The organism is Sphingomonas phoenicis, assembly GCF_047238005.1.
Lineage (GTDB): Bacteria > Pseudomonadota > Alphaproteobacteria > Sphingomonadales > Sphingomonadaceae > Sphingomonas.
Window position 1 is genome coordinate 3,354,749 of sequence record NZ_JBDFMC010000002.1, and the last position, 13,776, is coordinate 3,368,524.

Here is a 13,776-nt window from a genome sequence, read left to right on the forward strand (position 1 = left end):
ATGGGAGGTCAGTCCCGGTGATGCCTAGTGCGCTCACTAGGAAGCTGTTATCAGCCGTGTAATGTTTGAGTTATCCCATTGAGCAATTCCTACTCGCCGGGGGGTCGGAGTCTGCCTTTCGGCTTATAGTTCCCCAAGATATACAACCCGCCACCGCGACGGGGTTTACGGTGATCATCATTCGCATCGTAGGTCTGCCGCCATCGCCCGGTCAGGGCTTAACAAGCAAGGTGGCTATCGATGCTGCTGATCGGTCGCTTATAGCTCAACCGGGAGCATTCGGCTTGGATGGTTTAGGGACGGTCCAGCCAAGGTAAGCATCGTCCAATACGTAGCATTGTAGCGCAATGAAGCGCTAAACGCAAGGCCGCGGATGTGTGGAAGGTGAGCATACGGAAAGTTTGCGACAGCCGTGTATCAAGTTCTTGAACAACCAGGTTCTGACACATTCACACCCGCTATTAGATACTTATCCAACACGTATCTGTTTAAAGCACTTAATCGCTGCTGCGATCTTAACGCTGCTTTTAACGTTTTTCCTTAACCAGCTTAAATATACCTAAACTTGTATTCGCTAGTGTGAGGCTACCTATAATCGGCTTCTAGTGAGAGAAAGCAAAGGTGCCAATCCTGATTAGACGGCCTAGGACATCGACCTTGTTCAAGGACCCTGTCTCCGCTTATACCGCAAACAGAGCATATTGGCTTGTGGCAGGAGCATATCGTTGAACGATCCTAAGTCCGTCTTCTTGGCGACCGAGCTTACCATGGCGTGGCTTGGTAATCCGCATAACCGGGTCAGTGCAGACGATGTACCGGCTTTCTTTCGGCAGATGCATTCGACGGTAGAGGGCTTAGCGGCAGGGACGGCGACGACGGACACGGCACCTGTACCGGAGCAAGCATACGCACCAGCAGTGACCGCCCGTAAGTCGCTGGCTGATCCCGACTTCATCATCAGCATGATCGATGGCAAAAAATACAAGACGTTGAAGCGTCACTTGAAGGGCCACGGGCTGACAGCGGCAGAGTACAGAGAGCGCTACGGGCTTAAGGCTGACTACCCGATGGTTGCCCGCAATTACGCGTCTATGCGCTCCAATATGGCGAAGAAGATCGGCTTAGGCCGCAAGCCCGGCGAGAAGGTAAAGGAGGCTGCCGCTGATTTGGTCGAGGCAGCAGCAGAGCCGGTAAAGGCTGTAGCCAAGCGGGCGCGAAAGACGTTAGGTTTGGCAAAGAAGGCAGCGCAGGATCATCTTGGGTGAGGGCGATGGCTAAATAGCCTCGTAATCGCCCGCTAAGGGGTCGTAGAAGCGCGATACGGAAGTTGCGCTACAACCGTTGCCTTTGCATACATAAGCGCTGTACAGACCCGCTCTGTGGCAAACAATTAGGGGCGTCAACTTACGTTGACGCCCCTAGTTATCTAAGCTGTCGAAGATCAGGCAATAGCAGCGTTCGTGCTGCGGCGACGATAGCGTGCGGCACCCGCAACAAGTCCAAAGCCGACCATCATCATCGCCCACGTCGAGGCTTCTGGAACCGCCGCGACTGCGGCAGACGCTGTAATTGCCGTGTTGGCTGTTGTCTCGAATGCGTAGCTGTTCAGCAGGTTTCCGGTTGTAAAGGCATACCCGTAGAAGAAATCATTTCCAACCAAAGCGCGTAGACCGATGAAATTGTCGCCGTTGGTAGCGTTGATGTTCGTCGGCGTTGTAAACGATGCAAACTGCCCAAACTCGGGCCCGTATGTCACCGTTCCGCGGTCGGTGAAGCTAGTCGTCGGTACCAGTGGAATGCCTAGGAATCCGCCAAACGCCGAAAATGCACCAGTGTTATTGCTCTGCACGGTGAGAGGCGCGAAAATGTCGTTCGTGCCGCTAAAGGTGAACGTTGCGCCTTGAAACATCGCCGTCACAGGGGCGGATAACAGGTCCGCATTGACCGTTGTCACGACAGGGGCAGCTTGCGCCGATCCGCTTGCGATAAGGGCGATAGTAGCACACGCTGCTAGATAAAACATTTTCATCGTAGTCTCCCTGAACCGAAGGCACGCTGCGCGCCGGTCAAAGACACGGTTAACGAAAGGTAAAGACGCATTACCTTTTGCATTTAGTCGCACTCGCTGGCGATCCACCGAGCCAAAAAGGTCCTGCTTTGTAGAACATCAAAGGCCGCCGGATCGCTCCGGCGGCCCCCGCTTCGCCTGTGAAAGGGAGTAAGTCAGGCGTAGGTGGTTGTCATGCTGCGACGACGGTAGCGAGCGGCACCGGCAACCATGCCGAAGCCCACAAGCATCATCGCCCAAGTTGACGCTTCCGGAACCGGGCTGATTGCGATGCCGAAAAGGGCGCGACTGGTATTGCCGACCGTCGAGAATGCGCCCGAGTTAAGATCGACACGGTACAATGTTGAACCGTTGAACGCGAAAGCGTCCGAGCCAGCTATGTCGAAGCTGGTCCGCGATCCCAGATCAACCCCTGTCCCGCCTACCGTGTTGAGAACGCCAGTGTTGTTGGCTTGCCGAACCAGCACGTCCAGAGCGGTGTCGATCCCATAAAGCTGCGTCGATGTGCCAACCGCACCGAACGTTGACGACGTGTATGCACCACCCGTCACGTCCGCGTTCAAGCCCGCATTAACATCGCCAGCGGCATAAAAGACCGAGGTTGCCGTGGTCAGACCACCAGTGTTCGGGTCGAAAACGTAGTTCTGGTTGGTGTTGCTGACGATACGAAGCCGATCAATAGTTGGATTGAAATCAAAGGCAAACTCCGTGCCCTCGATGCCAAGGGCTGCCCCAACGGCGGAAGCTACACCTGTTGTTGTATTGATCGTGTACACAACCTTATCGGCTCCAAGGCCATACAATGACCCATTAAGCGGCCGAAAATCTATGGCTTGGATACTGTTCTCCAAGCCAGTGATCTTTGTGCTAGAGGAAAATGACATTGGGTTTGATGAGTCAAACGTTACCAAGTTGTTATTCTCGTCAACTCCGAAGATTGTCGCTGCTTGTGCCGCCGGCGCAACCAGCAAACCAGCCGTGGCAAACGCCATCATCCCTAGCTTCACACGAATTCTCCCTGACAGTTGGTTAACCAACATGACAGGAACGTTAGAAATGAGGTTTGGACGCATCGGTTAACGAGAAATGAACCGTCGTCGGCATCCGGCGATGCCCATAGACCATCGGCACAGCCTCAACAGCTTCCGATCTTGAACCTTGTTCCGTGTTTGTTCTAGGACTGCATCAGGAGATTCGAACCATGCTCATCGACCCCGACACAATCCGCCTCGCTCTCGATAGCGCCCCGGCATGGGCGAAGATCGCTATATCGATGCCGCAGGATAAGCGGCGCGAGGATGGTGAAGCAGAATTGGCATCGCACCTGTACCGCTCGCTCTTCTCTCCCGTCGACGTGGTTGAGGGTCAGCTTCCCCTTCCTCTCTGACCGATAGTTTCGCCATCGCGCCCTCGCTAACGGCGCTGTCCGACCGGCTTCACCGGTAAAATCAGCATGAAGGCTTAGCGGCTTAAGCGCGATAGGAAGCGGCGGACGAAGCGAGGCAAAGTTATGAAGGTTGCAGCAACACTAGCGATCCAAACCGCAGCAGCGGCCCTCTGCTTGTTCGCGGTTGGTTGCCGGGACGAAGCAGCGGAGACGCTAGCTGTGTCGCGGTGCGAGTCCCTCCTAGCCGCACAGGAACTAGGTAGTTTACCGGAGCCGCTCCGCAGCGATCCCCGCGCCGCTATCAAGCCAAAAGGCGAACCACGGATCAGCGATGGCGAACGAACGACCTTCGTCCGTCGCGCTTATGACCGCCTGATTGCCGACACCGCCGGCACCCGGATTGAACCGCGCGATTTCACCTGCAAATTCGACAAGAAGGCGGGCAAGGTGATCGAACTATCGACCAATGGACATACGCAAGAAATCCGTGACAGCGACGACGAATGGGCGATCAAGCAGCGAGCATCATCGTCGCCGCAATAACATCGTCGTTAAGCGGGCAGCCGCCCACCAGCCGACGCCAAGATGATGATGGAGGTAGGATGCTGCCACAAAGCTGGGCTACCGCTCTACGAGGCTTATTTTGCGTCTACGCCGCCGCCCTCGGCCTTCTCCTTCGCTGCACGCTCTGCCGCCCTCTTCGCCTGCCTTTCCTTCCTTGCGGCGCGATCGGCGGCATGTTCGATGTTGTACTCTTCTAAGCCAAAACGCGCGCAACGGTTTTGCACCGTTAGCTCTGATAGTGTGTCGCCATCAGCTAGCTCTAGCTCGCCAGCTTTGAAGGCAAAAAAGCTTCTCCCGGTGTATCCGCCAAGCCTGTTCTTCGCATTGACCCTTCCGCAAGCCGCCTTTTGCAGCGGATAGTACTTCCAGTCGGAAAACTGTGCAGATTGTGGATCAATCAGCGTGTCGCTGACCGCCTGTATAGCTTGTACGCGCAAGCCATCCTCGATCGAAGGCTTCTTCTGGCACCCGGTGAGGCTGTGACGTGCTCCCCTGAAACTCTGCCAGTTTGAGCTAGAGTCCGCCTTCGTGAGGAGACGGACGTGAAGAAGACCAGGTTCAGCGAGGAGCAGATCATCGCGGTGCTGCGCGAGCAGGAAGGTGGGATGAAGACCGCCGATGTGTGTCGCAAGCACGGGATCAGCAGCGCGACGCTGTACGCGTGGAAGGCCAAGTATGGCGGCATGGACGTGTCGCAGGCGCGCAAGCTGAAGGTGCTCGAGGAGGAGAACGGCCGGCTCAAACGGCTGCTGGCCGACGCCATGCTCGACAATGCCGTGCTGAAGGAAGTCGCGGCAAAAAACTGGTAAAGCCCGCCGCTCAACGGAAGGCTGTCGAGCATGCTCGGCAGTTGTTCGGCATCAGCGAGCGTCGGGCGTGTACCATCTTCAGCGTGGACAGGACGTCGGTGCGCTACGCGCCCCGGCGTAGTGATGATGGCGACCTTCGGTCGCGGCTGCGCGAGATCGCGGCGGAACGTCGGCGCTTCGGCTACCGGCGGCTGGGGATCATGCTGGCTCGCGAGGGTCTGGTCATGAACCACAAGAAGCTGCTGCGGCTTTACCGCGAGGAGAACCTGCGGGTCAGGCGTCGGCGTGGCCGCAAGCGAGCGATAGGCACCCGAGCACCCATGACGCTGCCACAGGGACCGAACCAGCGCTGGAGCCTCGACTTCGTCAGCGACACGCTGATCAGCGGCCGGCGCATCCGTATCCTGGCGGTGGTCGACGACTTCACGCGCGAGTGCCTCGCGCTGGTGGCGGACACCTCGCTGTCAGGCGCGCGTGTCGCTCGTGAGCTCGACGCCATCATCGCGCTCAGGGGCGTACCGCCGCTGATGATTGTCAGCGATAACGGCACCGAGCTGACCAGCCTGGCGATCCTGAGATGGACGCAGGAACGGCCTCTCGAGTGGCACTACATCGCGCCGGGCAAGCCGCAGCAGAACGGCTACGTCGAGAGCTTCAACGGTCGTCTGCGCGACGAATGCCTCAACGAGACGCTGTTCGTATCGCTCGGCCATGCCCGCTCGGTGCTGCGGCTCTGGCGCGACGACTACAACCATGTGCGGCCGCATAGTGGTGTTGGCGGGCTGACGCCCGCCGATGCTGCCAGGCGGGTTGTGCAACACCGCCCCGAGGGGCACCATACCAACCCCGGACTCCAGTTATGACTGGTAGGGCTTTGGGGAGCACGTCAGCTGGTCATCACCAATGCCGCCAAAGCAGTGTAGCGAAGAGACACGTTTAGCGCACCAGAGTGGCGAAAGCCGGCGAGGCAATTGCCTTGCCGATCAAATCCTGCATCGCAGGCACAAAGGCCTGTGCGACGTTATTGCAGGCAGCAGGCGCGGAGAAGCCCGATCGAAAATTGTAGTCGCTGGCGACTGTCATCGTAGCGCCATTGCTCGACCGCAGGTTAAGCGTCATCGACCAGCGACCCTTGTTCGACCCCAAGCCGGAACTAGAGTCGATGCTGGCTAACTCGCCCGTGATCGTCACCCTTGCGGGTTGGCTGGCGTAGGCTCCGGCAACCTTCAACTCATCGGCCAGGGCACGGCGAATGTAGGCGGCATGGGTAAGATCGTCCTGCATCCGAACGCGGCCGATCCCACGGCATTTTACGTCATCCTGGGCGGGTTCGGCGATGTCGCCGACATACACGCCGTTGGTGTTCATCGCCTTCAAAGCCAGCACGTTGTCCGTGCCGACGGAATAGCGTGGCGTCACCGGCGTAGCGCAGGCGGACAGCACAACCGGCATAAGGGCCGCAAGCCGAAAACGAACGATTGTCAAAATGATGCCTCCCGTTGGTTAGGAGGCACGCCCGGCGTTGAGCCGGGCTTGGTAATCCCTGTACGTGGACAAGGGCGCGGACACCTTTAGGCCGAAACCTTGGACATACGCGCCCGCAGCCCGGCCACAATGCTGTGACCGGCCACGTAGACAGAGGGGATTACCAGCCCCCACAGCCGGATTTTGCCGAACTGCGGAGGTATGATGCCGGGGTAGAGAGCGCTTGGCAATCGACGCTGCTGTTACGCCCGCTTCTCAACTCTCTGGATCGCAGCCCGCGACACGCCATACTTAGCCGCTAGGACGCCCAAAGAGGCACCTTCTGCCCTTGCGGCCTTGATGGATGCCTGCTGATCGGCGGTGAGGCTCCAAGGACGATCCTTGACCACTCCCGGGACGACGCACAGGCTCGCTTGTTTGACGCAGGTGCTTGTCAGCGCACAGATTTCCCGGCAGCTTCCTCGATATCGTAGAGGGGGATTATCATGGATTTGGCAACGCGGCTGTCCGAACTGCAAAAGCGGACGATTGAGCATCGCGAGGTTTTGCTGACCGAAGAAGCAGCCAAGAACGCGCTGGTCATGCCGTTCTTACAGGCCCTCGGATACGACGTCTTTAATCCATCCGAGGTTGTCCCCGAATACACCGCCGATGTTGGAACAAAGAAGGGTGAGAAGGTCGATTATGCAATCTGCAAGGGCGGCAAGGTTGATGTTCTTATCGAATGCAAGCCAGCATCTGCCGAACTAAATGTAAAACACGCATCCCAATTGTTTCGATATTTTACCGCTACAGACGCTAGACTCGCACTGTTAACAAATGGGGTGACATATCAATTCTTTTCCGATGTCGAAAAACCGAACATCATGGATGAAAAGCCGTTTTTCACCTTCACGATGGAAGCTATCAAGCCTAACGATCTAAAAACGTTGGAGAAGTTTGCAAAGTCCACGTTTGATATTGAAAAGATCGTTCAAGAAGCCGGTAACCTCAAAGTACAATCACTGCTTCGTAAGGAGTTAGAGCAGGAATTTGCACAGCCATCAGACGCATTCATCGAACTAATGGCGCGGCGTGTTCATGACGGCCGACTTACCGCGACAGTAAGAGAATCATTCGGAAAAATGCTTGTGAACTCTATTTCAAGTCTCGTCCGAGACTTGGTGAGCGAGCGACTTTCATCGGCCCTCAATGCCGCAACGCCGCAGGCGATAGAGCAAGAAGCCGAACTTACCGAAGCTAGCGATAATGATGGCATCGTTACCACGCAAGAAGAGATATCTGGATTCCACATTGTCCAGGCAATAGCATCCCGTCTTGTTGACCCGAAACGCGTAATTATCAGAGACGCCAAATCCTATTGCGCCATTCTTCTAGATGATAATAATCGAAAAACTATCGCCAGAATGCACTTTAATGGCATTACAACGAAGTACCTTGGTACGTTTAGCGGAAAGGACGAGGAACGCCACCTAATCGCTAGCCTTACCGATATCTATCAATTTTCGGAAAGCATCGAAGCCCGGCTTCGGGAGCTCGACGATACGATTAAATAGGTTGGCCCCCGCCCGGTCCATCACGGTACAGGTCGAGCTTTTGACAACCGACAGCCGAGCCCAACACCTACGGGGCGGGTTCCAGCGCGCGATAAACGCTAGCGCGGGCGATACCCAATTCCGCGGCAATTTGCGTTGGCCGGATACCTTCTGCACGAAGGGCGCGAACCCGCTGTACATCGACGGAGGGTTTGCGCCCCTTATACCGCCCTTCCTGCTTTGCCTTCGCGATGCCTTCTGCCTGTCGCTCCTTCCTGATCGCCGTCTCAAACTGCGCAAAGACACCCAGCATTTGCAGGAAAGCCGTTCCAGCGGCGGTGGACGTATCGATTGGTTGTTCGACCGCTTTAAGGAAGGCCCCTTTGGCCTTCACCTTCGCAACGATCGCCTCCAAGTCTGCTACAGAACGAGCAAGCCTGTCGATCCGGGTCACAATTAGGGTGTCGCCTTCGCGGATGAAGTCGAGGGCATCGGCAAGCGCCTGCCGGCCGACAGTGTTGGTGCCGGACTCCTTTTCGGCAAATAGCTTTTCGCAACCCGCCGCCGAAAGAGCCTCGTTCTGGATCGCTAGCGATTGTCCCGACGATGACACTCGACCGTAACCGACCAACATACCCGACTCCGTCTCAATAGACTCTAGATGAGGCGAGTCATACGTCTCATTGGACGGGAGTCAATGCTATTGAGACAGCTATAGCGTCTCACTGCATCGTCTCGCTTGGGTATACATGCGAGACACAGCAACTTAGACGCCTTCATAGAGGCATAGCGTGCAGACCCTGGAGCCTGTAGGCTACTTCCAATCAGCTCGTAATCAATCGCCTTTCGGATGCCATTCGATGCTAAAATACATATCAGTTAAGAACTACAAAAGTATTAGCGAAGCAACGTTGGGTAACCTAAATGCTATCAACATAATAGTTGGCAAGAGTGCGTCTGGCAAGACTGCGCTCCTCGAAGCAATACGCGTGGGGATGAGCGGACTTCCCTCTACGTTGTGGAACACGTCTGCCAATAGGGGCGGATTTCTTCCCATGCCTCAACCGCCAAGCAGCGATGCCTTCGAATCAGCATGGCGACCATTCTTCCACGATTTCAATACGCACGAACGTATCTCTATCGAACTAGTTGACGGAATGGGGCGACATGCAGCGATAGGCGCTTTTATAGATCGAAGTACCTTTATGACGGTGCCTACTAACGTTATGCCCAACGGCAATATTGTAAGCTCCTCGTCGATCAATCCCTTTGTCATGGAGAGGATTAATTTCGCCGGTGAAAGTAGCCGTTTGTCGGCATACATGAACCAGCACCAAGGTTTCGTCTTTGAGCCAGGCCCGGAACTTGGATACCCATCAGAAATAATTTCTTCGACCATGCCGGTTAATTTTCACCAGGTTGCCAATTGGTTTTCTTCCCTTAGCATTGATGATCAAGAGCATGATATCGTACAGACAGTCTGTGCTGCCTTTCCAAATATAGCAGGTATTACCGTTCAGTCTATGCAGGGCGTTCCACAGCTGTATGCGAGTTTAAGGAGCCAAAACAGAAAACTACCTCTTACATCTGTCTCATCAGGCATAAATAAGTTTGTATCCATACTAATTGCTATGAAGGTTCATGCCGGTGGAGCCATCCTGATTGATGAAATAGAAAATGGTATCTACTTTGAAATGCTTCCACTTCTTTGGGAGACAATTAGCTTATTTACTGAAACTACACATACTCAGGTATTCGCCACAACTCATAGCTTAGAATGCCTGCATTCGGCTGCCTCGGTACTTGGTACTCAGCCTGATCGCTACAGTCTAATTCAAGTAGCACAAGAGACTGGACGTACAGAATTGTATTTGTCGACCGGACGAGACGCCACAAATGCAATCAGAGGTCAAATTGAGGTTCGCCGATGAAGCCGGAAAAAATAGGATCGTCTTACATATTGATATGTGAAGGGGAGGCTGATAAGAAGTTCTTCCAAAAGCTTTCTGACTTCTGGCTTTCTGACCTGCAAATTTCTGTTCCATTTCCTAGTGGAAGCTTATATTCCGTTTCGAACTATGGAAGCATGCTTAGCGCTCTTCGAGCAGACCGGGTCGGCTTTAAAGCCATTAAGGGCATTATCATCACGGCCGATGCTTGCGATGATCCAAATTCGACGTTTAAGACGATATTACAACAGATCGATCTTGCTGGTGATTATAGCAAGCCAGTAGCCCTCGGCACTGTAGCAGATGGGGAAAATGGCTCTCCGCCGATAGCAGTGCTGCTGATCCCCCACGATGGAAGGCCCGGCGGTCTAGAGACTTTATACTTTCAAGACCTAGCGGCGCGGATACCGAGCATAGCTGAGAATGTGCAAAGCTTCTTGGGCGCTGACCCATGCAAGGTTAGCACATGGAATGCTGAAAAGCAGGGTAAGGCACACTTCGCTGCCATTGTCGCCGCAACCCACCAGAATGATCCAAGTCGGGCGGCAAGCGCAGTGTTTCGCAGTCCACCGGTCATCCAGATAGAAGCGGAAGCCTTCCGTCCTATCGCGAACGCACTGCGCGAGATCTGTAATCAGATGCTCTCACTGTCCGGAGTTGAAGAGGCGGAGGTCGTGTAATTCCTGTGTAATCGGTGCGGGAAAACGTGGGTAATCCGGTGTATACGCGGGCTTGGCGATTGGTCTTGAAGCGAACCTCACGCAATGATTTTGAGACATAAGGGGCATTTGCAGAATGCCTTTTATGCTCGTCTGTAAAAAGCCCGTGCAAGCCGACCCTCCTTGAAGTCACGCCATGGGTTTTCCTTCGCCCGATAGCCCTATTGCGGTGCGCAGGGCAGATAGGGACAGTGCTGCACCCCTCCGATGTGCCATCCGATGGCAATTCGCACATAGGAGGGCTAAGTCTGACAATTTCGTCTTCGCGCCGGGTTTGAGGGTGTGTACCGGCTTGGTGTGATGAACCTCGATGTACCCCGCGCCAAGCTCGCCATAGGTCGCCTTGAAGTCAAACCCGCATACCTCACACGCTGAATTGCCCGCCGCCGCCTTCCGCTTTTCTGCAATGAGTTTGGGGTCGCGTTCGTAGCGCTTGTGAAGGCTCATGATGACGCCACCCTCTTCGCCTTCGTAGGGCTCGACAAACGGCAGCTTAGCCAACAACGCCTCATCGGCCCCTGAAACGGCCTGCCTGATCGCTTCAGCGTCTCTAGCTAGATCCGGTAGCCGACCGTCGTATTCTGCCCACAGCACGCCTTCTAGACGGTTTCCGCGCTGCATACCGACCTTGCCTTGGTCGAGGTACGACGGGTCGGACGAACGGAAGTTCATCACCTTAAGGTAAACGCCGTTACGGTTTCGAAGCGTGTCACTCCCTGTGCCACCGTTGAGCCGGTGCATCTTATTCAAGATGGACGAAAGCGCTTCTAACGCCGCGTCATCCTGCGCAGTCGGGTTTCCACCTGTCTTGACGTAAAGGTCGAGCGCTAGAGTTAGCTCGTCTCTCGACCATGCCGGGTTGCGTGACGGCTTATACATCGCCCGAGGTTAGCCACAACGAGCAGGGCAGGGGAGTGCAATTTCGAGGCAAATCGGAATGTTGGGCGAGATGTAGGTGCCACCATCACGCCGCATCGGCTTCACTGGTAATTACAGTGACTTACAGGATGTAAGTGGCGGAGAGGGTGGGATTCGAACCCACGGTACCCGTGAGGGCACGCCGCATTTCGAGTGCGGTACATTCGACCACTCTGCCACCTCTCCGCGAGGGTCAATACCGGGCCTTGTGGGCCCCGTCCGATCGGTCGAGGGCGCGCCTCTAACGCAAGCGGTGACGCGGCACAAGCACCTGTCCTTGTTGCGGACAAAATCAGCGCCTAGATAGGTGTCATGCACGAACCAGATGCTCTTCCGACCGCTGCCGCCGTGGCACCGGTTGCGCCGCCGATCTCGCATGCGCGCTTCACGATCGGTGATGTGGTGCGTCATCGCATGTTCGATTTCCGCGGGGTCATCTTCGACGTTGATCCGGTCTTCGCCAACACCGACGAATGGTATGATGCGATTCCCGAGGCGATCCGCCCGCGCAAGGATCAGCCCTTCTATCACCTGCTCGCCGAGAACATCGAATCGAGCTACGTCGCCTATGTCAGCCAACAGAATCTGATCGCCGACGACAGCGACGAACCGGTCGATCATCCCGCCATCTCGGGGCTGTTCACCGGCTTCGCCGATGGGCGATACCGCTTGCGGCAGGAGCATCGCCACTAGGGCCGATCGTCGCGCCGGGGAACGTCCATGCCCGCCGCCGCGTCTTGCCTGCTGAACAGCGGAGCAAGACGATGGGGCATCCGGCGATGGACGAGCGTGAAACCAGCCTGAAGGGCCCGCACGAGCCCGGCGGCGTGAAGCCCGCGCCCGCGGTCACCATCGTCATCTTCGGCGCCACCGGCGACCTTACCCGTCGGCTGCTGATGCCGGCCCTCATCAACATGATGCGGGCCGGCATGGTCGACGACAGGCTCGACATCATCGGCATCGGCATCGACGAGGGTGACGACGCCATGCTGCGCGAGCGGATCGGCAGCTTCCAGGCGGAGAAGGGCGGGGAGGGTGATATTGACAAGGGAGCCGCCTGGGCCAAACTGGCGGAACGGATCCATTATCTGCGCGGCGATTTCACCGGCGACGAGGTTTACGAGGCACTGGCCACCCGGCTGGCGGCCGCCGCTACCGGCAATGCGGCCTTCTATCTGGCGACGCCATCGCCGTTCTTCGGTCCGATCGTCGAGAAGCTCGCGCAGCACGGCCTGACGAAAGAGACACCCGACGCGTTTCGCCGGATCGCGATCGAGAAGCCCTTCGGCCACGACCTGGCGAGCGCGCGCGCGCTGAACGCGCAGATCCTGGCCTGTGTGGACGAAAGCCAGGTGTACCGGATCGATCATTTCTTGGGGAAGGAAACCGTCCAGAACATCATGGCCGCACGCTTCGGCAATACGATCGTCGAGAGCCTCTGGAATAATCATTTTATCGACCGGGTCGAGATCACTGCCGCCGAGACGGTGGGGATCGGCACCCGCGGCAAGTTCTACGACGCGACCGGCGCTCTTCGCGACATGGTGCCGAACCATTTGTTCCAGCTGCTGGCGATGGTGGCGATGGAAGCGCCCAACAGCTTCGATGCCGAGGCGATCCGCAACGAAAAGGGCAAGATGCTCGCCGCGGTCCGTCGTTACTCGCCCGAAGAGGCGGCACGGAACGGGGTCCGCGGCCAGTTCGTCGCCGGCACGCTGAACGGGGAGCCGGTCCCCGCCTATACCGAGGTGCCCGATGTGGCGCCGGACAGCCGCATGGAGACGTTCGTCGCCCTGAAACTGATGGTCGACAGCTGGCGCTGGGCCGGGGTGCCGTTCTACCTGCGTACCGGCAAGGTGATGACCGCTCGCGATACCGAGATCGTCGTCACCTTCAAACCGGTGCCCTTCACCCAGTTCGGCGGCGTCGAGGAGCATCAGCGGCCGCCCGCCAACCGCATGGTCATCCAGGTGCAGCCCGATGAAGGACTGAGCATGGAGATCGTCATCAAGCGTCCCGGGCTGACGGTCGATACGGTGCCGGTCAGTCTGGATTTCCGCTATGCCGACCGCTTCGACATCGCGACCCTGACCGGATACGAATCGCTCCTCTACGATCTGCTGGTCGGCGACCAGACGCTGTTCCAGCGCGCCGACGGGATCGAGGCGGGCTGGGCCGCGGTGCAACCCTTCCTCGACCTGTGGGCGGGTGAGGGCGCACCGGAGCCGTACGATCCCGGCAGCATGGGCCCGCCGGGGGCGGAGGAGCTGATCCGCCGTGACGGGCATGCCTGGCACGTATCGGCGCCGATGAAGAAATGATCGGCGCGTCCGTCCGCCGGG

General features: G+C 56.8%; 15 protein-coding genes and 1 tRNA gene. 9 read left to right on the forward strand and 7 right to left on the reverse strand.

The window, feature by feature from the left end:
• The first annotated feature begins 719 nt into the window (after positions 1-719).
• The gene (locus ABC319_RS16795) at positions 720-1,265 is read left to right on the forward strand and encodes a Ros/MucR family transcriptional regulator (protein ID WP_413071735.1); all 546 of its coding nucleotides are present in this window, start codon (positions 720-722) and stop codon (positions 1,263-1,265) included.
• Between the two features lie 176 nt (positions 1,266-1,441).
• Here the strand turns inward: ABC319_RS16795 and ABC319_RS16800 are convergent, their stop codons facing one another.
• Both ABC319_RS16800 and ABC319_RS16805 read right to left on the reverse strand, forming a co-directional pair.
• A complete protein-coding gene (locus ABC319_RS16800) occupies positions 1,442-2,029 on the reverse strand; it encodes a PEPxxWA-CTERM sorting domain-containing protein (protein ID WP_413071325.1) in 588 nt (195 codons plus the stop codon).
• 194 nt (positions 2,030-2,223) lie between these two features.
• Positions 2,224-3,063 carry a DUF4394 domain-containing protein gene (locus ABC319_RS16805; protein ID WP_413071326.1) on the reverse strand — a complete coding sequence of 280 codons (840 nt, stop codon included), beginning with the start codon at positions 3,061-3,063 and terminating at the stop codon, positions 2,224-2,226.
• 206 nt (positions 3,064-3,269) lie between these two features.
• Between ABC319_RS16805 and ABC319_RS16810 the strand changes: the two genes are divergently transcribed.
• Together ABC319_RS16810 and ABC319_RS16815 are read left to right on the forward strand one after the other, a co-directional pair.
• Positions 3,270-3,455, forward strand: coding sequence for a DUF6771 family protein (locus ABC319_RS16810; RefSeq protein WP_413071327.1), 186 nt, complete (start codon positions 3,270-3,272; stop codon positions 3,453-3,455).
• Between the two features lie 123 nt (positions 3,456-3,578).
• Positions 3,579-3,998, forward strand: coding sequence for a hypothetical protein (locus ABC319_RS16815; RefSeq protein ID WP_413071328.1), 420 nt, complete (start codon positions 3,579-3,581; stop codon positions 3,996-3,998).
• A 95-nt stretch (positions 3,999-4,093) separates the two neighbouring features.
• Here ABC319_RS16815 and ABC319_RS16820 read toward each other — a convergent pair whose 3' ends face one another.
• Positions 4,094-4,456 (reverse strand): hypothetical protein, encoded by a 363-nt coding sequence (locus ABC319_RS16820; protein ID WP_413071329.1) that lies wholly within the window; start codon positions 4,454-4,456, stop codon positions 4,094-4,096.
• A 105-nt stretch (positions 4,457-4,561) separates the two neighbouring features.
• On the opposite strand from ABC319_RS16820, the gene ABC319_RS16825 reads away from it, so the two are divergent.
• Positions 4,562-5,691 (forward strand): IS3 family transposase gene (locus tag ABC319_RS16825; RefSeq protein ID WP_413068384.1). Its coding sequence is split into 2 segments (ribosomal slippage): positions 4,562-4,814 and positions 4,814-5,691, totalling 1,131 coding nucleotides; the frame shifts between segments, so codons are not numbered across the junction.
• A 73-nt stretch (positions 5,692-5,764) separates the two neighbouring features.
• Here the strand turns inward: ABC319_RS16825 and ABC319_RS16830 are convergent.
• On the reverse strand, positions 5,765-6,313 hold the full coding sequence (locus ABC319_RS16830) for a hypothetical protein (RefSeq protein WP_413071330.1): 549 nt from the start codon (positions 6,311-6,313) through the stop codon (positions 5,765-5,767).
• 485 nt (positions 6,314-6,798) lie between these two features.
• Here ABC319_RS16830 and ABC319_RS16835 point away from each other — a divergent pair, with 485 nt between their 5' ends.
• Entirely contained in the window at positions 6,799-7,869 is a 1,071-nt protein-coding gene (locus ABC319_RS16835) for a type I restriction endonuclease (RefSeq protein ID WP_413071331.1), read from the forward strand.
• 67 nt (positions 7,870-7,936) lie between these two features.
• Here the strand turns inward: ABC319_RS16835 and ABC319_RS16840 are convergent, their stop codons facing one another.
• Positions 7,937-8,482 (reverse strand): recombinase family protein, encoded by a 546-nt coding sequence (locus tag ABC319_RS16840; RefSeq protein ID WP_413071332.1) that lies wholly within the window; start codon positions 8,480-8,482, stop codon positions 7,937-7,939.
• Positions 8,483-8,639: 157 nt separating this feature from the next.
• Here ABC319_RS16840 and ABC319_RS16845 point away from each other — a divergent pair, with 157 nt between their 5' ends.
• On the forward strand, positions 8,640-9,779 hold the full coding sequence (locus ABC319_RS16845) for an AAA family ATPase (RefSeq protein WP_413071333.1): 1,140 nt from the start codon (positions 8,640-8,642) through the stop codon (positions 9,777-9,779).
• The gene (locus tag ABC319_RS16850; protein WP_413071334.1) at positions 9,776-10,477 is read left to right on the forward strand and encodes a DUF3226 domain-containing protein; all 702 of its coding nucleotides are present in this window, start codon (positions 9,776-9,778) and stop codon (positions 10,475-10,477) included. Before ABC319_RS16845 ends, ABC319_RS16850 begins: the two co-directional genes overlap by 4 nt.
• 168 nt (positions 10,478-10,645) lie before the next feature.
• Here ABC319_RS16850 and ABC319_RS16855 read toward each other — a convergent pair whose 3' ends face one another.
• Positions 10,646-11,395 (reverse strand): HNH endonuclease, encoded by a 750-nt coding sequence (locus ABC319_RS16855; RefSeq protein ID WP_413071335.1) that lies wholly within the window; start codon positions 11,393-11,395, stop codon positions 10,646-10,648.
• A 135-nt stretch (positions 11,396-11,530) separates the two neighbouring features.
• Positions 11,531-11,620, reverse strand: a tRNA-Ser gene (locus ABC319_RS16860).
• Between the two features lie 126 nt (positions 11,621-11,746).
• Between ABC319_RS16860 and hspQ the strand changes: the two genes are divergently transcribed.
• Positions 11,747-12,127, forward strand: a complete 381-nt coding sequence (hspQ, locus tag ABC319_RS16865; protein WP_413071336.1) for a heat shock protein HspQ — start codon at positions 11,747-11,749, stop codon at positions 12,125-12,127.
• Between the two features lie 71 nt (positions 12,128-12,198).
• Positions 12,199-13,755 (forward strand): glucose-6-phosphate dehydrogenase, encoded by a 1,557-nt coding sequence (gene zwf, locus ABC319_RS16870; protein ID WP_413071337.1) that lies wholly within the window; start codon positions 12,199-12,201, stop codon positions 13,753-13,755.
• Positions 13,756-13,776 lie beyond the last annotated feature (21 nt).